Raw genomic sequence first — 24,570 nt, forward strand, 5'->3', positions numbered from 1 at the left:
GCGCCCCTGACGTGAGCGACGTGCGAGCCTACCTGGACCACGCGGCGACCTCGCCGATGCCGCGCGAGGTGCTCGCCGCTTACACCGACGCGCTGCGCGTCGTCGGCAACCCGGCTTCCACCCACGGGCACGGGCAACGGGCGAGCGAGCTGCTCGAGCAGGCGCGCGAGCGCATCGCCCGCGCGCTCGGGTGCGACACCGCAGAGCTGATCCTCACCGGCGGCGGCACCGAGTCGATCAACCTCGCCCTCAAGGGCATCTACTGGGCGCGCCGCGCCTCGCTCGGGCCCGACGCCGTGATCCTCGTCGCCGAGGGGGAGCACCACGCGACGATCGAGGCCGCCGAGTGGCTGCGCGACTTCCAGGGCGCACGCCTGCGATGGCTGCCCATCGATGCCGACGGGGTGCTGCGCCCCGCCGTGCTCGAGGCCGCGATCGCGCAGGAGGGCGCCGAGAACGTCGCACTCGTCTCGTTCCTGTGGGCGAACAACGAGGTCGGGGCCGTGCAGCCGGTCGCCGAGCTGTGCCGGATCGCCGCGAGCGCGGGGCTTCCCGCGCACGTCGACGCCGTGTCGGCCCTGGGGCAGCTGCCCATCGATTTCGCGGCGGCCGGGGCGGCCGCGGTGTCGGTCTCCGCGCACAAGATCGGCGGGCCCGTCGGCGTCGGCGCCCTCGTGCTGGGACGGAGGATCGCGGCCGAGCCGCTGCTGCACGGCGGCACCCAGCAGCGTGCGCGATCCGGCACCCAGGACGTCGCGGGCGCCGTCGGTTTCGCCGCCGCCCTCGACCTCGCCGTCGATCCCGACGGGCGCCCCGAGCCGGTTCGCGCCGCTCGGCTCCGCGCGCTGCGCGACCGCCTCGTGGCGGGCGTGCGCGCGGCCGACCCGAGCGCCGTGCTGCGCGGCCCGGAGCCGTGGGCTGCCGAGGGGGCGGCCGCGACGGGCCCGGGCAGGGACGCGGCGCTCGAACCCGTCGACCAACCGGTGCGGGTGCCGGGGAACGCGCACTTCACCTTCCCGGGCTGTCAGGGCGACTCGCTCGTGTTCCTGCTCGACGCGGCGGGGGTCTCGGTCTCGGTCGGTTCGGCGTGCCGGGCCGGCGTCGCCGAGATCTCGCACGTGCTGCTCGCGATGGGGATATCCGAGGCCGAGGCGGCCGGCGCCCTGCGCTTCACGCTCGGCCCCGACACCCGCGACGACGAGGTCGACGCGCTGCTCGCCGCCCTGCCCGCCGCGCTCGAGCGCGCCCGCGCCGCGGGACTCGCCTGAGATCCGAAGGGCTGCGGCGACGAGGGCGCAGCGGTTGAGGGGCCGGGCGCGAGGGATCGGGTTGCGCGCCGCGCCGGGCGCGTACAATGGATCGGATGAAGATTCTGGCGGCGATGAGCGGGGGCGTCGACTCCGCCGTGGCGGCGGCGCGCGCCGTTGAAGCGGGGCACGACGTGGTCGGCGTGCACCTCGCCCTCAGTCGTATGCCCGGCACGCTGCGCACCGGATCCCGCGGCTGCTGCACGATCGAGGACGCGATGGACGCCCGCCGCGCAGCCAACCTGCTCGGCATCCCCTTCTACGTCTGGGATCTCAGCGAACGCTTCAAGGAGGACGTCGTCGACGACTTCATCGCAGAGTACGCCGCGGGCCGCACCCCCAACCCGTGCATGCGCTGCAACGAGAAGATCAAGTTCGCCGCGCTGCTCGACAAGGCCATCGCCCTCGGCTTCGACGCCGTGGCCACCGGGCACTACGCGAGCCTCGAGGACGGCCCCCACGGCCGCGAACTGCATCGGGCGAGTGCCTGGGCCAAGGACCAGTCGTACGTGCTCGGCGTGCTCACCGAGCGGCAGCTCGCGCACTGCTACTTCCCGCTCGGCGACACACCCTCGAAGGAGCTGATCCGGGCGGAGGCCGAGGATCGCGGCCTGCAGGTCGCGCAGAAGCCCGACAGCCACGACATCTGCTTCATCCCCGACGGCGACACGCGCGGCTGGCTCTCCGACCACCTCGAGCGCGAACCAGGCGAGATCCTCGACGAATCGGGCGAGGTGGTCGGCCGCCACGACGGCGCGCACGGCTACACCGTGGGACAGCGGCGCGGTCTGCAACTCGGCAGGCCCGCACCCGACGGGCAGCCGCGCTACGTGCTGTCGATCCGCCCCGTCTCGAACCAGGTGGTCGTCGGCCCCAAGCAGAGCCTCGCGATCGGCCGCATCGCCGGCGGCCGGTTCAGCTGGGCCGGAGAGCCGGGCTTCGACGTGAGCGATCCCTTCGACTGCGAGGTGCAGATCCGCGCCCACGCCGATCCGGTTCCCGCGCGGGCGAGGCTCGAGCCGATCCTCGAAACGGAGCGCACCGAGCAGCACCGCGAGGGCGCCACGCACGAGGTGGTGGTCGACATCGACCTCGAGCGCGCGGAGCCGCTGCTGGGGGTCGCGCCGGGCCAGACCGCCGTCGTCTACATCGGCACCCGCGTGCTCGGCCAGTTCACGATCGACCGTGCGGTGCCGGCGTCGAACTCCGCGGCCGTCGGCGGCTGAGGCGCATCGCCCGTTCGGGGCGGGATCCGGGCCCGGCGAGAGCGTCGCAGCCGAATGCGTTTCACCGACGCCGGATCTCTCACCGAGGCCGCGCTGCTCCTAGACTTGAGGCGTGAACGAGAACGCGCAGATCCCCACAGACTTCGATGAGGCGCGCGCCGAGGCCGAGCGCCTGGCCGTCGAGATCGAGCGCCTGCGCCGCGCCTACTACTCAGAGGCGACGAGCCTCGTCTCCGACGCCGAGTACGACGAGATGTTCCACCGGCTCGAAGCGCTCGAACGGGCCTTCCCCGAACTCGCGGGGCAGGACAGTCCCACGCGCGAGGTCGGCGCCGCCGTCGTGTCGGCCGGGTTCCCCGAGCACGAGCACGCCGAGCGCATGCTCAGCCTCGACAACGTCTTCTCGCTCGACGAGTTCCGCGAGTGGGCCGAGAAGACCCGCGCCGCCGCCGGCCGCGACGTGCGCTGGCTCTCCGAATTGAAGATCGACGGGCTCGCGATCAGCCTCGCCTACCGGCGCGGCGTGCTCGAGACCGCGACCACCCGAGGCGACGGCCGGGTGGGCGAGGACATCACCGAGAACGTCGAGCTGATCCCGGTGATCCCGCGCGAACTGCACGGCGAGGGCATCCCCGACTTCTTCGAGGCCCGCGGCGAGGTGTTCCTCAGCAGCGAGAACTTCGAGGCGCTCAACGAGCGTCAGCACGAGTTGCAGGCCGAATACGCCGCCGAGCAGCGCGCCAAGGGCGTGCCCGAGGAGCGCATCTCGATCCGCTATCCCGAGTTCGCGAACGCGCGGAACACCGCCGCGGGCACCCTGCGCCAGCGCGCCGAGAAGAAGAGCGAGACCGACCTGGCGCTCATGCGCGACCGGCTCGGGCGGCTCTCCCTGTACGTGCACGGCATCGGCGCCTGGCAACACCCCGGGATCGAGAACCAGTCCGAGGTGTACGGCCTGCTCGGCGAGTGGGGGCTGCCCGTCTCGCCCCACTCGCGCGTCTTCGACACCATCGACGAGGTCGTCGCGTTCATCGCCGACCGCGGCGAGCACCGGCACGACGTCGAGCACGAGATCGACGGCATCGTGGTGAAGGTCGACGAGCTCGACCTGCACGCCGAGCTCGGCGAGACGAGTCGGGCTCCGCGCTGGGCGATCGCCTACAAGTACCCGCCCGAGGAGGTGCACACCCGCCTCATCGACATCCGCGTGGGGGTCGGCCGCACCGGTCGGGCGACGCCTTACGCCGTCATGGAGCCCGTGAAGGTCGCCGGATCGACGGTGCGCCAGGCCACCCTGCACAATCAGCAGGTCGTCAAGGCCAAGGGGGTGCTCATCGGCGACACGGTCGTGCTGCGCAAGGCGGGCGACGTGATCCCCGAGGTGCTCGGAGCCGTGCTCGAACTGCGCGACGGCAGCGAGGTCGAGTGGCAGATGCCCGAGCACTGCCCCGAGTGCGGCACCCCTCTGCGCCCCATGAAAGAGGGCGACATCGATCTGCGCTGCCCCAACGCGCGCGCCTGCCCCGCTCAGGTGCGCGGCCGTGTCGAGCACATCGGGTCGCGGGGCGCGCTCGACATCGAGGTGCTCGGCGAGATCACGGCGGCTGCGCTCACGCAGCCCGAGGTGCCCGCCGATCCGCCGCTCGAGACCGAGGCCGGGCTCTTCGACCTGAGCCTCGAAGAGCTCGTGCCCATCACCGTCGTGGTGCGCGACAGCGAGACCGGCGAGCCGGTGATCGACGAGGAGACGGGCGAGCCGAGGCGGCGCTCGCCATTCCAGCGCGTGCTGCTCGAGTACCCGCCCGAGGCCGAGGGACTCGATCCCGCGGCGCGGCGCAAGGCCGGCTACCGCAAAGACCATCGTGTGATCCTGCCCTCGAAGGACGCCGAGACGTTCCTCGCCGAACTCGAGAAGGCCAAGACCAAGCCGCTGTGGCGGCTGCTCGTCGCCCTCAACATCAGGCACGTGGGCCCCGTGGCGGCACGGGCTCTCGCCGAGTGGTTCGGCTCGCTCGACGCGGTCCGGGAGGCGTCGGTCGAAGAGCTCTCCGAGGTCGACGGCGTGGGGGGCATCATCGCCGAATCGCTCAAGGAGTGGTTCGAGGTCGACTGGCACCGCGAGATCGTGGATCGCTGGGCCGCGGCCGGGGTGCAGTGGTCGACTCCCGGACACCCCGGCCCCGGCGCCGCGGTCGCGAAGGGCGGGGTGCTCGCAGGGCTCACCGTCGTCGCGACCGGCACGCTCGAGGGGTTCACGCGCGATGAGGCCAAGGAGGCGATCATCCAGGCCGGCGGCAAGGCGGCCTCGAGCGTCTCGAAGAAGACCGACTACGTGGCGGCGGGCCCGGGGGCGGGCTCGAAGGAGACGAAGGCCAGGGATCTCGGCATCCCCGTGCTCGACGCCGCGCAGTTCGCCGTGCTCGTCACCGAGGGCCCGGCGGCGCTCGCTCAGGACGACGACGAGGCCGTGACTGACGCGGAGGAGGGCACCGCGGGCGCGGGCGGCACCGAGACGAACGGCTCGGAGGCGAGCGGCGCAGGGGAGTGATCCGGGCGGCGCGGGATCCGGTCTAAAGCCTCCCGCGTCGGGGCGGAGCGAGTCACCGCGGCGTCCAGCAGCCCTCGCTCACAGGCTCCCACCGAGCGACAAACGGTCGAGTTATCCACAGTTCGCCGGTTTCGGCTCTCGGGTTGGGTGCCGTTTATTAGCGTTGAGGGCAGCGCGGCATCCGGTGGTACCGGACGCCGCACCAAGACCCCGGAAAGGAGCGACCATGCCTCAGGAACCGCGCCAGATCGTTCGTGCGAGCTGGGCAGGGCAGGATCCCCTGCTGACCCATTACTACGACACCGAGTGGGGGATGCCGGTCACCGACGAGGCGGGGGTGTTCGAACGGCTGAGCCTGGAGGGCTTCCAATCCGGTCTCTCCTGGATCACCGTGCTGCGCAAGCGCGAGGCCTTCCGCGAGGCATTCGCGGGATTCGAGCCGCGGCGCGTGGCCGTGTTCGACGAGGGCGACGTCGAACGCCTGCTCCAGCACGAAGGCATCATCCGCAACCGGCGCAAGATCATGGCCACGGTCGAGAACGCGCGCACGTCGCTGCGCCTGCGAGAGGAGACGGGGGAGGGCTTGTCCGAGCTGGTCTGGTCGTACATGCCCGAGCGCTCTCCGACGCCCGAGACCGACGCCGATGTGCCCTCGACGTCGCCCGAGTCGCACGCGCTCGCGAAGGAGCTGAAGCGCCGAGGGTTCAGCTTCGTCGGCCCGACGACGGTGTACGCGCTCATGTGCGCCATCGGCATCGTCGACGTCCACCTCATGAGCAGCCACCGGCGAGGGTGCTCGGGCCTCTGGAACCCTGACGGCACCCGCAGGGAGCCCGAGCCCGGCCCTCGGTAGGATGGTGTGGTTCACCGAACCCCATTCACCACGTCACGATGGAGCAGCATGCCTGAGACCCCTGCGGCAGAACGTGCCGAGGCGAGCGGCGAGATCACGGCGCAGACCGTGCAGCATCTCGCCGGCCTCGCCCGGATCGCCCTCACCGACGCGGAGATCGACTCGCTCACGACTGAGCTCGACTCGATCCTCGCCAATATCGCCAAGGTCAGCGAGGTCGCGCGCGACGACGTGCCGGCCACGAGCCATCCGATCCCGCTGAACAACGTGACGCGGCCCGACGAGATCGCCGACGTGCTCACCCGCGAGCAGGCGCTGGCGAACGCGCCCGAGACGACCGACGGCATGTTCAGGGTCTCGTCGATCCTGGGCGAAGAGCAGTGAAGGGGGCGGCAGCAGTGAGTGAACTGATCAAGCTGACCGCGGCGGAGCTCGCCGCGAAGCTCGCCGCGGGCGAGGTCTCCTCCGAAGAGGCGACGCGGGCCCACCTCGACCGCATCTCCGCCGTCGACGGCGCGCTGAACGCCTTCCTCGCGACCGACGCCGACGCCTCGCTCGCAGCGGCGCGCGAGATCGACGCTCGCCGAGCCTCGGGAGAGGTCCTCGGTGAGCTCGCCGGTATGCCGCTCGCCGTCAAGGACGTGCTCGTGACCACCGACATGCCCTCCACCTCCGGCTCCAAGATTCTCGAGGGGTACCGCTCGCCCTACGACGCGACCGCGGTCGCCAAGGCCCGCGCGGCCGGGCTCGTCAACATCGGCAAGACGAACATGGACGAGTTCGCGATGGGCTCGTCGACCGAGAACTCGGCCTACGGCCCCACCCGCAACCAGTGGGCGGCCGACCGGGTGCCCGGCGGCTCGGGCGGCGGTTCGGCCGTGGCCGTCGGCGCCTTCGAGGCCCCGCTCGCGCTCGGCTCCGACACCGGCGGCTCGATCCGCCAGCCCGCCGCCCTCACCGGCACCGTCGGCGTCAAGCCCACCTACGGCGGCGTCAGCCGCTACGGCGCGATCGCGCTCGCCTCGTCGCTCGACCAGATCGGCCCGTGCGCCCGCACCGTGCTCGACACCGCGCTGCTGCACGACGTCATCGCCGGTCACGATCGCCACGATTCGACGTCGCTCGACTTCGCTTGGCCCTCGATGGCCGAAGCCGCTCGCCGAGGGGCCGATCCCTCGAGCCTCGCGGGCCTGCGCGTGGGCGTCGTGAAGCAGCTCATGCTCGACGGCCTGCAGGCCGGGGTGAAGGCGCGCTTCGACGAGGCCCTCGCTCTGCTCGCCGCGCAGGGAGCCGAGATCGTCGAGATCGACGCTCCCCACTTCGAGTACGCCGTCGCCGCGTACTACCTGATCCTGCCCGCCGAGGCCTCCAGCAACCTCGCCAAGTACGACTCCGTGCGCTTCGGCCTGCGGGTCGCGCCCGAGGGCGGCGGCACGGTCGAGAGCGTCATGAGCGAAACCCGCGCCGCGGGCTTCGGCGCCGAGGTGAAGCGCCGCATCATCCTCGGCACCTACGCGCTCTCCGCCGGGTACTACGACGCCTACTACGGCAGCGCGCAGAAGGTGCGCACCCTGATCCAGCGAGACTTCGCGAGCGCCTTCGAGCAGGTCGACGTGATCGCGTCGCCCACCGCGCCCACCACCGCGTGGCAGCTCGGCGCCCACGGCGGCGACCCGCTGCAGGACTACCTCAACGACGCCACGACGATCCCCGCGAACCTCGCGGGCATCCCGGGGCTCAGCCTGCCCATCGGCACCGCGAGCGAGGACGGCCTGCCGGTCGGCCTGCAGCTCATGGCGCCCGCCTTCGAGGACGCGCGGCTGTACCGCGCCGGCTCCGCGATCGAGAGCCTCATCGCCGAGCGCGACGGCTCGCCCTTCTGGGCGCAGGCCCCCTCCCTTGCAGGTGCTTCGACCGGAGAGGCGGCGAACTGATGGCCAAGACCAAGCTGATGGACTTCGAGAAGGCCCTCGAGCTCTTCGAGCCGGTGATCGGCCTCGAGGTGCACGTCGAGCTCAACACCCGCACGAAGATGTTCTCGTCGGCGCCGAACGCGTTCGGGTCCGACCCCAACACCAACCTCACCCCCGTGTGCCTCGGCCTGCCCGGAGCGCTGCCCGTGATCAACGAGCAGGCGGTGCGCAGCTCGATCAGCCTCGGGCTCGCGCTCGGGTGCGAGATCGCCGAGGTCTCGGGCTTCGCCCGCAAGAACTACTTCTACCCCGACATGGCGAAGAACTATCAGATCTCGCAGTACGACGACCCCATCGCGTACGACGGATCGGTGGAGATCGAGCTCGCCTCGGGCCGCGTCGTGCACGTGCCCATCGAGCGCGCCCACATGGAGGAGGACGCGGGCAAGCTCAACCACGTGGGCGGCTCGACCGGCCGCATCCAGGGCGCCGAGTACTCGCTCGTCGACTACAACCGCGCAGGCGTGCCCCTCGTCGAGATCGTCACCCGTCCCGTCTTCGGCGGCGAAGCCGACACTCCCGAGATCGCAGCGGCCTACGTGGCGACCATCCGCGAGATCGTCATCGCGCTCGGCATCTCCGACGCCCGCATGGAGCGGGGCAACCTGCGGTGCGACGCGAATGTCTCGCTGCGCCCCCGCGGCAACGAGGGCGCCGGGATGTCGGTGCTCGGCACCCGCACCGAGACGAAGAACGTGAACTCGCTGCGCTCGATCGAGCGGGCGGTGCGCTACGAGATCCAGCGCCAGGCGCAGATCCTCGCCGACGGCGGCTCCATCACGCAGGAAACGCGCCACTGGCACGAGGACACGGGCGAGACCTCGCCGGGTCGGCCCAAGAGCGACGCCGACGACTACCGCTACTTCCCCGAGCCCGACCTCGCGCCGCTCACCCCGTCGCGCGAGCTCGTCGAGGAGCTGCGGGCCGCGCTGCCCGAGCACCCGACGCTGCGCACCCGACGCCTGAAGCAGGAGTGGCAGTTCAGCGCACTCGAGTTCCAGGACGTGGTGAACGCGGGCCTGCTCTCCAGCATCGAGGCCACCGTGAGCGCCGGCGTGCCGCCGCAGACCGCCCGCAAGTGGTGGACGGGCGAGATCGCACGCATCGCGAACGAGCGCTCGGCGGTGCCCGCCGACCTCATCACGCCCCAGCAGATCGCCTCGGTCGTCGAGCTCGTCGACGCCGGCACGCTCAACGACAAGCTGGCCCGACAGGTCATCGCGGGCATCATCGACGGCGAGGGCACGGCGGCCGAGATCGTCGAAGCTCGCGGGCTCGGGATCGTCTCCGACGACGGCGCGCTCATCGAGGCCGTCGACGCGGCTCTCGCCGAGCAGCCCGACGTGCTCGCGAAGATCCGCGACGGCAAGGTGCAGGCCGCGGGAGCCATCATCGGCGCCGTCATGAAAGCGATGCGCGGCCAGGCCGACGCGGCCCGAGTGCGCGAGCTGGTACTGGAACGCGCGAAGTAGGCGCTCGGGGCGTTCGCCTCGTGCGCGCCGCACGTGGCGGCGTCCCGCGGGGTGGATCGAGCGGCGGCGGGGACGCAGCACCCGCGCCGCCGACACCGAAGAAACGAGAGGCCCTCACCGGGCAGAGAGGCACCGCACATGTACTTCATCGTGGTGAAATACCAGGTCAAGCCCGAGTTCGCCGACGTCTTCATCGAGCACACTGCCGAGTTCACCGAGGCCACCCGCGCCGAGCCGGGCAACCTCTGGTTCGAGTGGTCGCGCAGCGTCGAGAACCCCGACGAGTTCGTGCTCGTCGAGGCCTTCGCCGACGACGAGGCCGCGAGCGCCCATGTGGGCTCCGAGCACTTCCCGAAGGGGCTCGAAGCGATGCGACCGCTGCTCGTCAGCACCCCGAAGATCGTGTCACGCAAGGTCGAGGGCGCCGGTTGGGACGAGATGGGCGAACTCAGGATCGACGGCGGGGCCTGATCCCGTCGAGACCCCAGCCCTGACCGGTCGCCCCGGGAGCGCACTCGCGCCCCGGGGCGAACCGCTCTCCGCGCGAAGCGCCCGGCGCCCGTCTGAGCGACTCCGAAGCATCCCCGCATAGACTCGGCGCAGCGGCGCGAGCCGCGCCATCGGAACCCGCACCGTCCCCGAGGAGGCACCGCATGTCAGACACCGCCGCACCATCAGACGCCACCGGTTCGCACGAGAGCGAGCACTCGACCAGGGGCTCGTACGTGACGAGCGGCGCCGAGTTCAGCCGCGACACGAACTACATCGAGGACCGCATCGTCGCCGACCCCGCAGCAGTCCGACGGCTGCCCGCCCCGCCGCCCTCGAAGATCGGTTCGCTGGGATACGGCCTCGGCGAGGGAGCCGAAGCGTGGCCCGTCGAGCCCGGGCGTTACCGGCTCGTCGCCGCCAACGCCTGCCCCTGGGCGAACCGCACCGTCATCGTGCGCCGGCTGCTGGGCCTCGAGGACGCGATCTCGCTCGGACGGCCCGGACCCACCCACGACGCGCGATCCTGGACCTTCGACCTCGATCCCGACGGCCGCGACCCGGTGCTCGGCACGGAGCGTCTGCAGCAGAACTACTTCGCGCGGTTCCCCGGCTACCCGCGGGGGATCACGGTGCCCGCCATCGTGGACATCCCCACCGGAGGGGTCGTCACGAACGACTACCCGCAGATCACCCTCGATTTCTCGACGCAGTGGCGCGAGTTCCACCGCGAGGGCGCGCCGAACCTGCTGCCCCGGGATCTGCTCGACGAGATGTGGCCCGTGATCGAGCGCGTCTTCACCGAGGTGAACAACGGCGTCTACCGCTGCGGCTTCGCGGGCAGCCAGGAGGCCTACGACGCCGCCTACGCCCGGCTCTGGGACGCGCTCGACTGGCTCGAGCAGCGTCTCTCGACCCGCCGCTACCTCATGGGCGGTACGATCACCGAGGCCGACGTGCGGCTCTTCACCACGCTCGCGCGCTTCGACCCCGTGTATCACGGCCACTTCAAGACGAACCGCAGCAAGCTCGCCGAGATGGAGCACCTGTGGGGGTACGCGCGCGACCTCTTCCAGACGCCCGGCTTCGGCGACACGATCGACTTCGTGCAGATCAAGCAGCACTACTACATCACGCACGAGGACGTGAACCCCACGAGGATCGTGCCGGCCGGCCCCGACCTCGGCAACTGGCTCGACCCGCACGGGCGAGAGCGTCTCGGCGGCGAGCCGTTCGGCGACGGCACCCCGCCCGGCCCGGTGCGCGAGGGGGAGCGGATCGCCGCCGGCCACAACCCGCTCTACCAGCTGTAGCCGAGCGGAGCCAGTCGGCCCGGCGGCGGGTCGACTCGCCGGTCGGCCCCCGGTCGACCCGCCGGCCGGCCGGCATCACCGCGCCGGCGCGGGGCGGCATCCGCCCCGCGGCCGCACCTCCCGCGCAGACGAAACCGGGGCGGCGGGATCTCTCCCGCCGCCCCGGGGCACCGAGGTGAGTCGTGCCTGCGACGCTTACTTGACGTCGTCGTCGACCCAGTCCATCGACTTGGTGACGGCCTTGCGCCAGTTGCGCAGCTGGCGGTCGCGGTCGGCGTCCTCCATCTCGGGCTCCCAGCGGCGATCCTCCTGCCAGTTGGCCGACAGGTCGTCGAGGCCGTTCCAGAAGCCCACTGCGAGGCCGGCCGCGTAGGCGGCGCCGAGCGCGGTGGTCTCGGCGACGACCGGGCGCACCACGGGCACGCCGAGCACGTCGGCCTGGAACTGCATGAGCGCGTTGTTCGCGACCATGCCGCCGTCGACCTTGAGCTCGGTGAGGTCGACGCCCGCGTCGGCGTTCACCGCGTCGAGCACGTCGCGGGTCTGGAAGGCGACGGCCTCGAGCGCGGCGCGGGCGATGTGGCCCTTGTTCGCGTAGCGGGTGAGCCCGACGATGGCGCCGCGGGCGTCGGGGCGCCAGTAGGGGGCGAACAGGCCCGAGAAGGCGGGCACGATGTAGACGCCGCCGTTGTCGGGCACGCTCGCCGCCAGCTCCTCGACCTGCGGCGCCGACTCGATGATGCCGAGCTGGTCTCGCAGCCACTGGATGAGCGAGCCCGTCACCGCGATGGAACCCTCGAGCGCGTAGTGGGTGGGGCCGTCGCCCAGCTTGTAGCCGACGGTGGTGAGCAGCCCGTTCTTCGAGCGGACGATCTCCTCGCCGGTGTTGAAGATGAGGAAGCAGCCGGTGCCGTAGGTGTTCTTCGACTCGCCCGCCTGGAAGGCGGCCTGGCCGAAGGTGGCGGCCTGCTGGTCGCCGAGGATGCCCGCGATGGGGGTTTCGCGCAGCAGCGACGAGTCCTCGGCGTGGCCGTAGACCTCGGACGACGACTTGATCTCGGGCAGCATCGAGCGCGGCACGCCGAACACCTCGAGGATGTCGCCGCGCCACTCGAGGGTCTCGAGATCCATGAACAGGGTGCGCGAGGCGTTGGTGACGTCGGTGGTGTGCACGCCGCCGTCGACGCCGCCAGTCAGGTTCCACAGCACCCAGCAGTCGGTCGTGCCGAAGAGCAGGTCGCCGGCCTCGGCCGCCTCGCGCGCGCCCTCGACGTTCTCGAGGATCCAGACGATCTTGGTGCCGGAGAAGTAGGTGGCGAGCGGCAGCCCGACGATCTCCTTGAAGCGGTCGGTGCCGCCGTCGGCCGCGAGACGGTCCACGATGTCCTGCGTGCGCGTGTCCTGCCACACGATGGCGTTGTAGACGGGCTTGCCGGTCTTCTTGTTCCAGACGACCGCCGTCTCGCGCTGGTTGGTGATGCCGATCGCGGCGATGTCGTGCCGGGTGAGGTCGGCGCGTCCGAGGGCGATGCCGATCACCTCCTGCACGTTCTGCCAGATCTCGGTCGCGTCGTGCTCGACCCAGCCGGCCTGCGGCATGATCTGCTCGTGCTCCTTCTGCCCGACCGAGATGATGGATCCCGACCGATCGAAGATGATGGCGCGGCTCGAGGTCGTGCCCTGATCGATGGCGATGACGTACTTGGACATGGAGTTCCTTTCGAAGCGGCGATGCGGCGATGCGTCGCCGTGGTGTGAGGAGGGGCCGGCCGCGGGCCTCCGCGGCCGGCCCCTCCGTTGAGATCGGTGCTGTGCGGGCCGGGGCAGCCGCCCCGGCCCGGGTGGTGCTTACAGCGAGAGCAGGGCGGGCGCTGCGAAGGCCGCGATCGCGCCGCCGACGAGCGGGCCCGCGACCGGCACCCAGGCGTAGCCCCAGTCGCTGCTGCCCTTGCCCTTGATCGGCAGGATCGCGTGCGCGATGCGGGGGCCGAGATCACGGGCGGGGTTGATGGCGTATCCGGTGGGACCACCGAGGGAGGCGCCGATGCCGACGACGAGCAGGGCGACGGGAAGGGCGGTCAGCGGGCCGAGGCCGCCGGGCACGCCGACGTTGACATCGCCGTAGTCGGCGAACGCGAGGATGATGAACACCAGCACGAAGGTCGCGATGACCTCGGTGACGAAGTTGGCGCCGTATGAGCGGATCGCGGGGCCGGTCGAGAACACCCCGAGCTTGTTCGCCGCCTCGGGCTCGTCGTCGAAGTGCTGCTTGTAGGCGGCCCAGCAGAGGATCGCGCCGATGATCGCGCCGACCATCTCGGCGGCGAACGCCACGAAGAACATCGGTGCGTCGATGGTGCCGGCGATGAGCAGGCCGATGCCGACGGCGGGGTTCAGGATCGCGCCGGAGTAGGCCGAGGCCAGCACACCGGCGAAGACCGCGAGGCCCCAGCCCCAGTTCACCATCAGGAACCCGCCGGCGTTGCCCTTCGTCTTCGCGAGGGCGACGTTCGCGACGACGCCGCAGCCGAGCAGCACGAGCAGGCCCGTGCCGACCATTTCGGAGAGGAAGTACAGTCCGAGATTAACGTCCATAGTTGTCTCCATTGACCTTTCAGATGTGCATCTCCCGTCGCCACTGCGGCGTCGCGGAGGTTGTGAGAGAAAGAAGTGAATTGCGAGAGCCGGGGCTTCCGGCCCGATGGGGGAGCGGATCGCTCACCCGGCGATGAATGAGCCTCCCTTCGAAGCATCGATGCGATGTGCTTCACGCAGCAGTTCGATCGTGCGATCCACCTCTGCCGCGATCGTACCCTCATTCCAGCCCAGAGCGGGAGCGATCGCCTCGGCCGCGGCGCGCACGCGCTCCTCGGTGAGCCCGCCGACGAAGGCGATCGAGGTTCGGCGCAGCAGCAGATCGTCGAGGTGCACGACCTGCTCGGTGGTGGCGAGATGCTCGAGCTCCGCGGCGGTGTAGCCGGGCAGCTCGGGCAGTTCGGGATCTTGCTCGGGCGTTGCGGCGAGCACCTCGGTGGCGCGGGTGCCGTAGCGGTCGAGCAGCACGGCGACGCGGCCGCGATCGCGTCCGTCCGAGTGCGCGGCGAGCCAGCGCAGGCGGGAGGCCGCGTCGACGGGATAGCCGTCGCCGCCGCCGACGGCGAGCTTCTCGGTGCTCACGCGGCGCTGCTTGCCGAGCTGCGCCATCGCCTCGTTGGTGAGGTGCTCGGCGAGGGCGCGGAACGTGGTCCATTTGCCGCCGACGAGGCTGAGCACGGGCGTGGAGCGGTGCTCGGTGGCGACGATGCGGTAGTCGCGCGAGACGAAGCCGGGGGCGGTGTCGTCGTGGCGGGGCAGCGGACGGATGCCCGAGAAGGAGTAGACGATGTGGGAGCGGTCGACCGCGATCTTCGGGAAGACGTGGTGCACGAGGTCGAAGAAGTAGTCGACCTCCTCCTCGGTGCAGACGACCGGCTTCGCGGGATCCGCGTCGATGTCGGTGGTGCCGACGAGCACGCGGTTCTTGAGCGGGTAGATGAGCACGATGCGCCCGTCGGAGTGCTCGAAGAAGATCTCGCGGCCGCCGGTGGCGGCGAGCAGTTCGGGGTGGTCGAGCACGATGTGGGAGCCCTTCGTGCCGCCCATGTAGCGGGTGGTGTCGCCGAGGGTCTCGTTGGTGATGTCGGTCCAGGGGCCGCTCGTGTTGAGGATGAGGCGGGCCGAGAAGTCGAACTCCTCGCCGGTGGTCTCGTCGCGCAGCCGCACGCCGTTCTCGGCGCTGCCGACGGCCGGCAGGTAGTTCGCCGCGCGGGCGCGGTCGCCGCCCGCGAGCAGGCCGTCGTTCAGCACGTCGAGCGCGAGGCGCTCGGGGTCGTGCATCGAGGCGTCGTAGTAGGTGGCGGTGTACTTGAGGTCGGGGTTGAGCTGCGGTAGCTCCTTGAGCGACTGGGTCTTGCCGAGGAAGCGGTGGCGGGGCACCCGGCCGCCCCCGCGCGAGAAGGTGTCGTAGATCATCAGGCCGATCTTGATGAGCGCCGCGCCGCGCTCGTTCGGCTTGCCGCGTCCGTGCGTGACGAGGAGGCGGAAGGGCGCCGAGAGGATGCCCGAGAAGGTGGAGTAGATCGGGATCGTGGTCTTGAGGGGGCGCACGTAGTGGGGGGCGTTGCGCACGAGCCGGTTGCGCTCGGCGACCGACTCCTTCACAAGGCGGAACTCGCCGTTCTCGAGGTAGCGGATGCCGCCGTGCACCATGTGGCTCGAAGCCGACGAAGCGCCCGAAACGAAGTCGCCCCGTTCGACGAGGGCGACGTCGATGCCCTGCAGAGCGAGATCGCGGAAGGTGGCGATGCCGTTGATGCCGCCGCCGATGATGAGCACGTCGGCGTGGGGGCGGGCCCGAAGCTGCTCGACCGAGGGGCGGGTTGAAGCTGAGCGCTCGTTCATTTCCAGAACCTTTCGAGACTGTTTCGGCCAGAATGCTCCACTTCTGAACTGAATTGCAAAGTACTTGCACATATGTGCAGAATGGTGACGGATCGGAGGCGTGACGACATGGCCGAACGGCAGAGTCCTGCGAAAACGCGCGACGCGCTGCGAGCGGCGCAGCTCTACTACCAGCAGAACCTCACGATGGAGGCGATCGCCGAAGACCTGAGCGTCTCGCGATCCTCCGTCTCCCGCCTGCTCACGCACGCCCGCGCGACGGGCCTCGTCGAGATCCGCATCCATTCCCCGCAGGAGGCTCGCTCCCGCATCGAGCAGCGCTTCTCGGAGCGGTTCGGGATCACGGCGCACGTCGTGCCGGGGTCGGAGCGGCAGTCGGAGAACGAGCGCCTGGAGCGCACGGCCCAGGCCGCTGCGCAGCTCATCGCGGCCGCGGTCGCGCCGCGCACCACCATCGGAGTGGCGTGGGGATCCACCACCAGCGCGGTCGCGCGCAGCCTGCCCCGCAAGCCCACCGCCGAGACCCGCGTCGTGCAGATGAACGGCGCGGCGAACGGCCGCACCACGGGGGTCTCCTACGCGACGGGGCTGCTCGGCGGCTTCGCGGGCGCCTTCTCGGCAGAGGTCTACGAGTTCCCGGTGCCCGCCATCTTCGACGACCCGACCACCCGCACCGCGCTCTGGCGCGAGCGCGCCGTGAGCCGCGTGATCGACCTGCAGGCCGCGGTCAACCTCTTCGTGTTCGGCCTCGGCTCCCGCATCGGCGACCCCAGATCGCACATCTACTCCGGCGGATACCTCGGCAACGACGATCTGCGCTCACTCGTCGATCAGAGCGTCGTGGGCGATTGCGCGACGGTCTTCTACCGGGCCGACGGCGGCACCGACGGGATCGCGATGAATGAGCGCTCCAGCGGGCCCCGCTTCGACGTGGTGCGGCGCATCCCGCAGCGGCTCTGCGTCGTATCGGGGGCGGCGAAGCGCGACAGTCTGCGCGGCGCCCTCGCCGCGGGCATCATCACCGACCTCGTCGTCGACGAACGGCTCGCCCGGCAGGTGCTCGCCGCCGACAGCGCGGGCTCGTGAGAGGATGACGGGCATGAGCGGGGGAGCGGGCGACACGGGCTCGGGGCGGCCCGGCGGCGCTCGGAGCACCGCGTCGATCCTGCACGTCGACATGGACTCGTTCTTCGTGTCGGTCGAACTGCTCGACCGGCCCGAACTGCGTGGACTCCCCGTCGCCGCGGCGCACGACACCGCCCGATCCGTGGTGTCGAGCGCGAGCTACGAGGCCCGGCGGTTCGGCGTGCGATCCGCGATGCCCGTCGCCCGGGCCAAGCAGCTCTGCCCCCAGCTGATCCTCGTCGCCCCGACATTCGAGAAGTACCGCCGCGCCTCCCGGCAGGTCATGGCGGTCTTCGAGGAGTTCACGCCGCTCGTCGAACCCCTCAGCATCGACGAGGCCTTTCTCGACGTCGCAGGGTCCGTGCGCCTGTTCGGCGAGCCGGCCGAGATCGCCCGTCAGCTGCGTCAGCGGGTGCGGGAACGCACCGGCCTTCCGGCCTCCGTCGGTCTCGCCGGCACCAAGTTCGTGGCGAAGCTCGCATCGCAGCGCGCCAAACCCGACGGCGTGCTCGAGATCCCGCCCGCGCGCACCCTCGAGTTCCTGCACCCGCTGCCGATCGAGGCGATGTGGGGCGTGGGGCGCGCCACGTCGAGAGCCCTGCAGGCCCGCGCCATCCACACGGTCGGCGACCTCGCCCGCGAGCCGCTGCACTCCCTCGAACGGGTCGTCGGCGCGGCGAACGCCCGTCGCCTGCACGAACTCGCGAACGGCCGCGACGCGAGACGCATCGAGACCTCCCGTGCGGAGAAGAGCATCGGGCACGAGGAGACGTTCGCCACCGACGTGCGCGACACCGGCACCCTGCGTCGCGAGCTGCTGAGGCTCGCGACGCGGACGGGCGAGCGGCTGCGCGCCGCCGGAGCCGAGGCCCGCACCGTCTCCATCAAGGTGCGGTGGGAGAACTTCGACACCGTCACCCGCTCCCGCACGCTGCCCGAGGCCACGAACTCGTCGCAGCGCATCTACCGCACCGCCGTCGAACTCTTCGAGGGCCTCGGGGCGGCGGGCCGCCCCGTGCGGCTCATCGGGGTGCGGGCTGAGCAGCTGCTCGCCGCGGGCAGCGACATCGCGGCGCTGTGGAGCGAGGACGACGACTGGCGTGCGGTGGACCAGGCCGTCGACGAGGTGCGGGGCCGTTTCGGCGCCGCCGGCGTGCGGCCCGCGAGCCTGCTCGAGGAGCGGGGCGAGGTCGTCGACCCGCGTTCGCTGCAGGCGCCCGACTAGGGGGCGGGGACGCGCCGGTGCGCATCGACTCGAGTCGTCAGAACGGGTCGTCGTCGGTGTCGTCGTGCTCGGCGTCGCCGGGATCGGCCGCCATGATCGCCAGCACCGACTCGAGGATCGCGGCGAGCCAGTCGAACACCATGACGGTGCCCCGCGTCTCGTCCTCGTCGAGCAGCGAGGCGTGATCGCCCGCGGTGTCGAGGCCGATGCGCGCGGCGATCGCGAGCCGCAGCGCGGTCAGCGTGCGCGCCCAGGCCGGAAGCTCTGCGGCGGGGATGTCGACCTCCACCGTGCGCTCCTCGTGGGGCATGCCGCCGAGGCCGAGCGCCGAGGTCAGCTGCATCGCGTCCTGCAGCTTGCGGTTGAGCAGGCCTTGCTCGGTGACCCGGCGGAACGCGCCGGCGTCGTCGTCGCCCTCGTACGCGTCGGGGAAGAGCCGCGCGAGAGCCGGATCGTCGGGAGCCTCGTCGGACCCGCCCACCTCGAGGCTCGCGAACAGCGGATCCGGGTCGAGCGCGGTGCTGCTGTGGCTCTGCAGCAGGTGGATCAGCTGCGTCACCAGCTGATCCAGCATCGCGGCCTCGTCGTGCTCCAGCAGCAGCCGCAGCCCGCCCTCCTGCAGCGGCAGCAGTCTCATGCGTCGCCCGCCTGTCTCACCGTGGCCCACAGCCCGTACCCGTGCATCGCCTCCACGTGCATCTCCATCGCCTCGCGGCCGCCCTCGGCGACGACGGCGCTGCCTCGATGGTGCACTCGCAGCATCAACTCCTCGGCATGATCCCGATCGAAGCCGAAGTGCGTCTGGAAGACGTACGCCACGTACGACATCAGGTTCACCGGGTCGTCCCACACCACCGTCTGCCACACAGGCTCGGCGGCGACCTGCTGGGCCTCCCGCCGCTCGGCTCCGGTGCTCGTCGCGCCCATTGTGACCACCGGGGTCAACCCCACCCGAGTTCGTGGATGCGCTGCTCGGTGATGCCGTAGAAGTGCGCGATCTCGTGCACGAGGGTGACGCGGATCTCCTGCACGAGTTCGTCTCGGTCGCCGCAGTGCTGCAGCAGGTTCTCACGGAACAGGATGATGCGGTCGGGTTCCTCGCCGTAGCCGTACACGCCTCGCTCGGCGAGCGAGAACCCCTCGTACACGCCGAGGATGTCGCTGCCGTCGATCGGCCGATCCTCGACCAGGAAGATCACGTTGTCGAGCTGCTCGAGCATGTCGTCGTGCAGCGAATCGAGGCCGTCGGCGACCATCGATTCGAACTCCTCATGCGACATCTCGAGCATGTTTTCACCCTACACAGAAGCGCTGACCCGCGCGTGGGAGATTCGTGCGCGGCGGGTCTCGGCGCCCGATGTGGGGATCCCGGTGTCCCGCGTCGCGGATCCCGGAGCCTCGTGGGCGGAACCCGGCGCCGCCTCCGTGCCGCTCCGCACCGCCTCCCGCACCGCACCGCTCCGCACCGATCCGCACCGCTCCCTACCGCGCCGTGCCGCACCGATCGACGTTCGAGCACCCGCTGTGCGGGGTTCGGGGTGCCCGAGCGTCGATCGGTGCGTCGGTTTGGCGAAGAGGGGGCGCTATGGGCTATGATCGTGGGGTTGCCTCGTTCGCCCCGGTGAGCGCGGTCAGTATGGTGGCTATAGCTCAGTTGGTAGAGCACCGGCTTGTGGTGCCGGTGGTCGCGGGTTCAAGTCCCGTTAGCCACCCGAAATGGGAGAGGTTCAAACCCTCGACAAGAGTAACCACTCTTTGTCCGGTTTGAGCCTCTCCCTTCTTTTTCGCTTCAGCGGCCCAGTTCAGGGCGTTCATCTGCTCCTCGGTATCGCAGAGTGAACCGAAGGGTCGCTCGTACTCGACGCGGACATCCCCGTCTTCCTCGATAAAGATCCTGTGGAAGAACGCCTGATTGCACAGTCGCCGGTTTGCGTCATCAGCACGCTCGTACACGCTGACGATGTTGGCAAGCAGCCCGAGCGAGTCATCGAGGTTTGCCCGGGCTGATGCGTACTCGTCGTGGTGCGCTTCGATTCGGTGCTGAATGTCTCCGATCTGGTTCGCGATGCGATCCTGCTCCTGCTTCAACAGGTCGATCGGAACCGCGCCCGCGTAGTGGGCTTGCAACAGCTTCATCCGTTCGTCGTCGAGCCGGTCCCGCTCGCTTGTGAGTCGCGAGAGTTCTTTCGTCTCGTTCGCCATGAGCAGGTCGAAGTCGGCGTGGATCTTCCCGGCGAGATCTTGCCGCAGGCCAGGTGACACTTCGATCATCTCGTAGTACTTCTCGATGAGCCGCTCGACGTCTTCGGTGAGCATGGCTTGCCTTGTGCACTCGTTCTTGCGAGAGTGTCTGCCCGAGCACACGAAGTACGGGTAGACGTTGCCGTGCCGGTTCTTCGCGTTCGTGATGATCAGCCGTTCGCCGCACTGACCGCAGTAGACGGTTCCCTTGAGGTAGTGGTCATGCACCTGGGTCGCGTCAGCAGCAGACTTGTGTGCGTCGAGCACCGCTTGCACTTGATACCAGACCTCTTTCGGCACGATCGCTTCGTGGCTGCCCTTGTAGGTTGCGCCTTTGAACCTCACATCGCCCTTGTAATACGGGTTCGACAGCAACCGGTGCAGGGTTGAGATCGCTATAGGCTTCGAGGGACGCTTAGGGGTCGGCAGGGTGGTGAGCCCACGGGCAGTCAGTTCGCGATGGATCTGAGACAACGTCCATCGACCAGATGCGTAGACCTGAAATGCCCAAGTGATGTGCGGTGCACGCTCTTCGTCGACTTGTACGGTGCGGTTCTCGCGGCCGCGCTCGTCGCGCACACCCACATTCACATAGCCGATCGGTGCTCGATTCGTGGTGCCGCCCTGCGCGGCTTTCTGTGTGAGCCCCTTCACCGTTTCGGTAGCGAGGTTTCGCGAGTAGAACTCGGCGATCGATGACATGATGCCGTGCAGCAGCATGCCCGACGGGGTCTCGTCAATGTTCTCGCTGGCGGAGACGAGCATGACCCCCGCGTCACGCAGTGCGAGATGGATGGCGACATCGTCAGCCCGGTTACGTGCAAGCCGATCCACTTTGTGCACGATACAGTAGTTGACCTGGTGTTCGGCCACATACTTGATCATTCGCATCAGCTCGGGCCGGTCTGCCTTGCGTGCAGACTCGCCAGCATCAACGAACTCTTCGATGACCGTTGCACCGATCTGTTCAGCTTTGCGACGGTTCGCTTCGCGCTGGGCCGGGATGGAATATCCCTCGTCCGTGCCGCCCTTCTCTGCCTGTTCCTTCGTCGACACACGCAGATAGGTGACCGCAATTGCGCCACCAGACGGCACTGAGGGTCGCGCCAAGTCATCGACCGCGGTTCGGTTCGGGGTTGGGCTCTTCATGACGATTCTCCGCAATTTGTGGTTCTGAGCGCCCACCGCGGGAGATTCAACTGTGAATGTTGATCGTGAGAAGAGCCGAAAGGCTGTAGGACTAGGCTGAAAAGCCACGTATTTTTGCCAAGCGCCGAAGCGCGAGGGTTTAAGAACCACAACATCCACCACCGCGGCGGATAACTTCATTCTGAATTGGCCTGGTTTGAGTTCCGACCGGTTTTCCTGTCAACCTGTCGGTGACAGAAGTTCCTCGGCCTCAGCATAGTAGGCCTGCTCGACCTCGATCGGGGTACGCATATCGAGCTCCCCGTGAAGGCGCTCATGGTTCCACCACCACACGTATTCGAGGGTCGCGAGTTCGACCTGCTCAACCGTCCGCCAGGGGCCCTGCTGTCGGATCAGTTCGGTCTTGTAGAGGTTGTTGACCGCCTCCGCCATGGCATTGTCAAAACTGTCGCCGACCGTCCCGGTCGAGGGCACTGCTCCGAGTTCCGCAATGCGATCCGTATAGACCATGGCGGTGTAATTCGACCCGTGATCGGCGTGATGGATCAGCCCATCGAGCCTGCCGCCCGATTGCCACGCAGCCATATCGAGTGCCTGCATCGGCAGAACCTCAGATTTCAGCGTCGCAGCGACATTCCAGCCCACGATTCTGCGCGAGTACACGTCAGTCACGAACGCGACATAGGCGAACCCAGACCAGGTGGCGACGTAGGTCACGTCGCACACCCAGAGCTTGCGCGGCCCGTCAGCGGCGAATCTCCGGTTGACGAGATCGGCAGGCAGTGCCGCCGTTTTGTTGGGGCGTGTGGTGAACACGCGCTTTGATGTCCGTACCCCGCGCACGCCGGCGAGCCGCATCAGACGCTCGGTCTGGTCGCGGCCGATCTTCCACCCCTCACGCTTCAGCAGGGCATGCATCTTCCGGCGCCCGTACACGCCATAGTGCTTCGCGTGGAGCCGCCGGATCTCGGGGAGGAGCAACTCGTCGCGCAGCTGCCTGGCTGAGGCCGACCGGGCTTTCGCGGCCCGGTATCCGCGGGAGGTGAGGAACCCACGAACTGCCGCACGCAGCGTACGACAGAGGAACTCGACCCCGAAACGATCACGGTACTCGTCGATGAATCTGATCATTTCGTTCGTGGCCGGTCGAGTTCCTTCGCGAAGAACACGCTCGCGGCTTTGAGTACCTCGTTGGCCTTACGGAGCTCGCTCACCTCGCGGCGTAACCGCCGGTTCTCCTGGGCCATATCGATCGAGGTGCCAGGCTTCGCGCCGGTATCGATGTCGTAGCGGCGCTGCCACACGCGCAGCGTCTCCGGGCTCACTCCGAGGAGCCCACCGACGTGTCGGCAGGCCGCGGTCAGCGACTCGTGCTCGGGGCGGGCTTCGGCGAGCATCCGAAGTGCGCGCTGGCGAAGTTCAGGGTCATATTTGCTTGGCATCGTAGTTCCATCCTTGTATAAAGATCGGAACTCAAACCAGGCCAATTCACACCAATGACGATCTTGAGGTCGCCGATACCTCCCAGGCCGCCAAAGTCAGGAAAGACGTCCATCATGCACCCCAGCTCGTGCAGCCAGAAGGCCCAGTAGTCGCTTCGGGGAGGTCTGCAGCGTTGTGAACGTTGAGCCACGCTGCAGGGTCAATCGCAGCACCGTTCGTGCCGCCCGGCCTCACTTCGAAGTGTAAGTGCGCTCCGGTCGAATAGCCCGATGAGCCGACATCGCCAATATGTTGACCTGCGATGACGCGTTCGCCTGCGATCACGTGGATGCCATGTTGCCACATGTGTGCGTACGCGGTCGCGACGGTCTCACCACCGAGCTGATGCTCGATGATGATCACCCCACCATAGTTACCCGAGAACTCGGCAACGGTGACGACTCCGTCGGCAGCAGCCAGGATCGGGGTGCCGTCTGCAGCACCGAGATCGAGTCCGTAGTGGGTGCTCTGTTCTCCAGAGATTGGATCGATTCGGGGTCCGAAGCCATCTGTGACTGCCCAGGTGCCTTCGGGCAGCGGAAACACCACTTTCGAAGGCACCGTCGGCTTCGTGGCAGACACCATACGCACAGCAGAATTTGCTGCTGAAGCGCTGGCCGTGGCACTTCCGGTGGTGAGGGTGACGAGGATCTTCTCGGCGACAGGCTCATAGTTGTCGTATCGGTCTGGGAACGCTGAGACTTCCACGGCTTGGGCGACTTCACCGAGTCCCATTGATTGCCATCCGGGGATATCGAGCAGGCCCCTCGGCGATGGGTGGTTCGGTCCAGTCGGCCCTCCAACGAATGCTGCTGCTTGGTACTTCGGGTTCATCAGTTCAGCTACCGTGCCCCATCCAGATTGGGGGCGCATTTGGAACAGACCGAGCGAGTCGTGATCCGAGCCGTTACCGTCGTTCGGGTAGTCGCCTGATTCTGGATAGGTGCCGGTGTTTGCGAGCATCCGCAGCGTCGACTCGGTGAGTGCCGCCATGAGTGAGATCTTCAAGGCGTCACGGGTGACGCCATCGATCTCGGAACCGACAGTGATGATCGTGGCCGCGTGTGTGAGTTGCTGCTTGTTCAATTCGAACGTGTGCCCACTCGCAGTCGTCACAGTTAGCGAGTCGGGCACATTACGTACAGAGAGACCATCAACAGTGCAAATCGACGTTGTGGCGGGATTCATGATGAGCCCGATGCCCACAAGTCCGAGCGTCGGCGCCACAAAGGCTAAGGCAAGGGCTCCGATGACGAGCTTCTTCAACATTGAATGCTCCTACCGAAGGGGGTTATCAAGCTGCGACAGTCGCAGCAGGTAGCAGGGATCGCCGTCGAGAGGGCAGGCCATGAACAGCGTGAATGCGACCGGCACCGAGAGCGTTTCAGCGGTGTCGTTCCAGACACCGTCGCGGTGACGAATGCCCTCGACCGTGTACGCGATCGCACCGGGCGGGAGCTGCCCAGGTCTCGCTTGCGCGGCCGCATCTGCCCAGGCGTCGGGCACAACGACGGTGTCGATCTCGATCGACTGAGTTGTCGCGTACTCGCGCAGCTTCACCCATGCGTCACGCGTGGGCAAGTAGCTTGCAATGTCTGCGGCGAGCCCCGCTTGCTCGTAGCCGGATGGGTCGCCAACGTCGAGGATCGCCGATGTGTAGTCGAGCGGCACCAGCCCGGCCCCTGTGTCCCAAGTGAACAATGCAGCTGAAACACGACGAGCGAACA

At 68.8% G+C, this 24,570-nt stretch carries 20 protein-coding genes, 1 tRNA gene and 2 pseudogenes; 13 read left to right on the forward strand and 10 right to left on the reverse strand.

The window, feature by feature from the left end; translation table 11 throughout:
- Window positions 1-20: 20 nt before the first annotated feature.
- The 9 genes from H490_RS28340 to H490_RS28380 all read left to right on the forward strand — a co-directional run bounded on the left by H490_RS28340 (window position 21) and on the right by H490_RS28380 (window position 11,181).
- Window positions 21-1,268, forward strand: coding sequence for a cysteine desulfurase family protein (locus tag H490_RS28340; RefSeq protein WP_041205805.1), 1,248 nt, complete (start codon window positions 21-23; stop codon window positions 1,266-1,268).
- A gap of 95 nt (window positions 1,269-1,363) precedes the next feature.
- On the forward strand, window positions 1,364-2,533 hold the full coding sequence (mnmA, locus tag H490_RS28345; protein ID WP_017884900.1) for a tRNA 2-thiouridine(34) synthase MnmA: 1,170 nt from the start codon (window positions 1,364-1,366) through the stop codon (window positions 2,531-2,533).
- Window positions 2,534-2,645: 112 nt separating this feature from the next.
- Complete coding sequence (ligA, locus tag H490_RS28350; protein ID WP_017884901.1) at window positions 2,646-5,081, forward strand: NAD-dependent DNA ligase LigA; 2,436 nt, start codon at window positions 2,646-2,648, stop codon at window positions 5,079-5,081.
- 226 nt (window positions 5,082-5,307) lie between these two features.
- The gene (locus H490_RS28355) at window positions 5,308-5,934 is read left to right on the forward strand and encodes a DNA-3-methyladenine glycosylase I (RefSeq protein ID WP_017884902.1); all 627 of its coding nucleotides are present in this window, start codon (window positions 5,308-5,310) and stop codon (window positions 5,932-5,934) included.
- Between the two features lie 48 nt (window positions 5,935-5,982).
- Window positions 5,983-6,318 (forward strand): Asp-tRNA(Asn)/Glu-tRNA(Gln) amidotransferase subunit GatC, encoded by a 336-nt coding sequence (gene gatC, locus H490_RS28360; RefSeq protein ID WP_017884903.1) that lies wholly within the window; start codon window positions 5,983-5,985, stop codon window positions 6,316-6,318.
- Between the two features lie 14 nt (window positions 6,319-6,332).
- The gene (gene gatA / locus H490_RS28365; RefSeq protein ID WP_017884904.1) at window positions 6,333-7,868 is read left to right on the forward strand and encodes an Asp-tRNA(Asn)/Glu-tRNA(Gln) amidotransferase subunit GatA; all 1,536 of its coding nucleotides are present in this window, start codon (window positions 6,333-6,335) and stop codon (window positions 7,866-7,868) included.
- Window positions 7,868-9,379 (forward strand): Asp-tRNA(Asn)/Glu-tRNA(Gln) amidotransferase subunit GatB, encoded by a 1,512-nt coding sequence (gene gatB, locus H490_RS28370; RefSeq protein ID WP_017884905.1) that lies wholly within the window; start codon window positions 7,868-7,870, stop codon window positions 9,377-9,379. The genes gatA and gatB overlap by 1 nt, the downstream gene beginning before the upstream one ends.
- Window positions 9,380-9,517: 138 nt before the next feature.
- A complete protein-coding gene (locus H490_RS28375; protein WP_017884906.1) occupies window positions 9,518-9,850 on the forward strand; it encodes a putative quinol monooxygenase in 333 nt (110 codons plus the stop codon).
- A gap of 182 nt (window positions 9,851-10,032) precedes the next feature.
- Window positions 10,033-11,181, forward strand: coding sequence for a glutathione S-transferase family protein (locus H490_RS28380; protein WP_017884907.1), 1,149 nt, complete (start codon window positions 10,033-10,035; stop codon window positions 11,179-11,181).
- Between the two features lie 195 nt (window positions 11,182-11,376).
- On the opposite strand, the gene glpK is transcribed toward H490_RS28380, so the two are convergent.
- The 3 genes from glpK to H490_RS28395 form a co-directional block, all read right to left on the reverse strand.
- Entirely contained in the window at window positions 11,377-12,891 is a 1,515-nt protein-coding gene (glpK, locus tag H490_RS28385) for a glycerol kinase GlpK (RefSeq protein WP_017884908.1), read from the reverse strand.
- 138 nt (window positions 12,892-13,029) lie between these two features.
- The gene (locus tag H490_RS28390; protein WP_017884909.1) at window positions 13,030-13,776 is read right to left on the reverse strand and encodes an MIP/aquaporin family protein; all 747 of its coding nucleotides are present in this window, start codon (window positions 13,774-13,776) and stop codon (window positions 13,030-13,032) included.
- 123 nt (window positions 13,777-13,899) lie between these two features.
- Window positions 13,900-15,621, reverse strand: a complete 1,722-nt coding sequence (locus H490_RS28395) for a glycerol-3-phosphate dehydrogenase/oxidase (protein WP_017884910.1) — start codon at window positions 15,619-15,621, stop codon at window positions 13,900-13,902.
- A 108-nt stretch (window positions 15,622-15,729) separates the two neighbouring features.
- Between H490_RS28395 and H490_RS28400 the strand changes: the two genes are divergently transcribed.
- The gene (locus H490_RS28400; protein WP_017884911.1) at window positions 15,730-16,707 is read left to right on the forward strand and encodes a sugar-binding transcriptional regulator; all 978 of its coding nucleotides are present in this window, start codon (window positions 15,730-15,732) and stop codon (window positions 16,705-16,707) included.
- Between the two features lie 13 nt (window positions 16,708-16,720).
- Entirely contained in the window at window positions 16,721-17,971 is a 1,251-nt protein-coding gene (gene dinB / locus H490_RS28405) for a DNA polymerase IV (protein WP_017884912.1), read from the forward strand.
- A 37-nt stretch (window positions 17,972-18,008) separates the two neighbouring features.
- On the opposite strand, the gene H490_RS28410 is transcribed toward dinB, so the two are convergent.
- Genes H490_RS28410 through H490_RS28420 form a run of 3 tightly spaced genes read right to left on the reverse strand, consistent with a single transcriptional unit; the run spans window position 18,009 to window position 19,260 of the window.
- Window positions 18,009-18,608, reverse strand: coding sequence for a DUF2017 family protein (locus H490_RS28410; protein ID WP_017884913.1), 600 nt, complete (start codon window positions 18,606-18,608; stop codon window positions 18,009-18,011).
- The gene (gene clpS / locus H490_RS28415) at window positions 18,605-18,898 is read right to left on the reverse strand and encodes an ATP-dependent Clp protease adapter ClpS (RefSeq protein WP_031290206.1); all 294 of its coding nucleotides are present in this window, start codon (window positions 18,896-18,898) and stop codon (window positions 18,605-18,607) included. Before clpS ends, H490_RS28410 begins: the two co-directional genes overlap by 4 nt.
- Before the next feature lie 14 nt (window positions 18,899-18,912).
- Complete coding sequence (locus H490_RS28420; protein ID WP_017884915.1) at window positions 18,913-19,260, reverse strand: metallopeptidase family protein; 348 nt, start codon at window positions 19,258-19,260, stop codon at window positions 18,913-18,915.
- A 350-nt stretch (window positions 19,261-19,610) separates the two neighbouring features.
- Between H490_RS28420 and H490_RS28425 the strand changes: the two genes are divergently transcribed.
- Window positions 19,611-19,683, forward strand: a tRNA-His gene (locus H490_RS28425).
- Between the two features lie 307 nt (window positions 19,684-19,990).
- Window positions 19,991-20,230 carry a hypothetical protein gene (locus tag H490_RS32735; protein ID WP_031290207.1) on the forward strand — a complete coding sequence of 80 codons (240 nt, stop codon included), beginning with the start codon at window positions 19,991-19,993 and terminating at the stop codon, window positions 20,228-20,230.
- Window positions 20,231-20,260: 30 nt separating this feature from the next.
- On the opposite strand, the pseudogene H490_RS32740 reads toward H490_RS32735, so the two are convergent.
- The 4 genes and pseudogenes from H490_RS32740 to H490_RS32900 form a co-directional block, all read right to left on the reverse strand.
- Window positions 20,261-21,541: pseudogene (locus tag H490_RS32740) on the reverse strand (recombinase family protein); the annotation flags it as partial.
- Window positions 21,542-21,580: 39 nt separating this feature from the next.
- A protein-coding gene (locus H490_RS28440; RefSeq protein WP_152424308.1) for an IS3 family transposase occupies window positions 21,581-22,803 on the reverse strand; the annotation gives its coding sequence in 2 pieces (ribosomal slippage) (window positions 21,581-22,518 and window positions 22,518-22,803; 1,224 coding nt in all).
- A gap of 130 nt (window positions 22,804-22,933) precedes the next feature.
- Window positions 22,934-24,112: pseudogene (locus H490_RS31790) on the reverse strand (M23 family metallopeptidase); the annotation flags it as partial.
- A gap of 9 nt (window positions 24,113-24,121) precedes the next feature.
- A complete protein-coding gene (locus tag H490_RS32900) occupies window positions 24,122-24,514 on the reverse strand; it encodes a hypothetical protein (RefSeq protein ID WP_306408813.1) in 393 nt (130 codons plus the stop codon).
- Window positions 24,515-24,570: the final 56 nt, after the last annotated feature.

This window comes from Leucobacter sp. UCD-THU (assembly GCF_000349545.1).
Lineage (GTDB): Bacteria > Actinomycetota > Actinomycetes > Actinomycetales > Microbacteriaceae > Leucobacter > Leucobacter muris.

Excerpts from the sequence above, each read along its gene's own strand:
- mnmA (WP_017884900.1), top strand. The coding sequence starts at position 1,364 with ATGAAGATTCTGGCGGCGATGAGCGGGGGCGTCGACTCCGCCGTGGCG.
- H490_RS28410 (WP_017884913.1), bottom strand. The coding sequence starts at position 18,608 with ATGAGACTGCTGCCGCTGCAGGAGGGCGGGCTGCGGCTGCTGCTGGAG.
- dinB (WP_017884912.1), top strand. The coding sequence starts at position 16,721 with ATGAGCGGGGGAGCGGGCGACACGGGCTCGGGGCGGCCCGGCGGCGCT.
- glpK (WP_017884908.1), bottom strand. The coding sequence starts at position 12,891 with ATGTCCAAGTACGTCATCGCCATCGATCAGGGCACGACCTCGAGCCGC.
- H490_RS28400 (WP_017884911.1), top strand. The coding sequence starts at position 15,730 with ATGGCCGAACGGCAGAGTCCTGCGAAAACGCGCGACGCGCTGCGAGCG.
- H490_RS28420 (WP_017884915.1), bottom strand. The coding sequence starts at position 19,260 with ATGCTCGAGATGTCGCATGAGGAGTTCGAATCGATGGTCGCCGACGGC.
- clpS (WP_031290206.1), bottom strand. The coding sequence starts at position 18,898 with ATGGGCGCGACGAGCACCGGAGCCGAGCGGCGGGAGGCCCAGCAGGTC.
- gatB (WP_017884905.1), top strand. The coding sequence starts at position 7,868 with ATGGCCAAGACCAAGCTGATGGACTTCGAGAAGGCCCTCGAGCTCTTC.
- H490_RS28380 (WP_017884907.1), top strand. The coding sequence starts at position 10,033 with ATGTCAGACACCGCCGCACCATCAGACGCCACCGGTTCGCACGAGAGC.
- H490_RS28390 (WP_017884909.1), bottom strand. The coding sequence starts at position 13,776 with ATGGACGTTAATCTCGGACTGTACTTCCTCTCCGAAATGGTCGGCACG.
- H490_RS28375 (WP_017884906.1), top strand. The coding sequence starts at position 9,518 with ATGTACTTCATCGTGGTGAAATACCAGGTCAAGCCCGAGTTCGCCGAC.
- gatC (WP_017884903.1), top strand. The coding sequence starts at position 5,983 with ATGCCTGAGACCCCTGCGGCAGAACGTGCCGAGGCGAGCGGCGAGATC.
- H490_RS28355 (WP_017884902.1), top strand. The coding sequence starts at position 5,308 with ATGCCTCAGGAACCGCGCCAGATCGTTCGTGCGAGCTGGGCAGGGCAG.
- H490_RS28395 (WP_017884910.1), bottom strand. The coding sequence starts at position 15,621 with ATGAACGAGCGCTCAGCTTCAACCCGCCCCTCGGTCGAGCAGCTTCGG.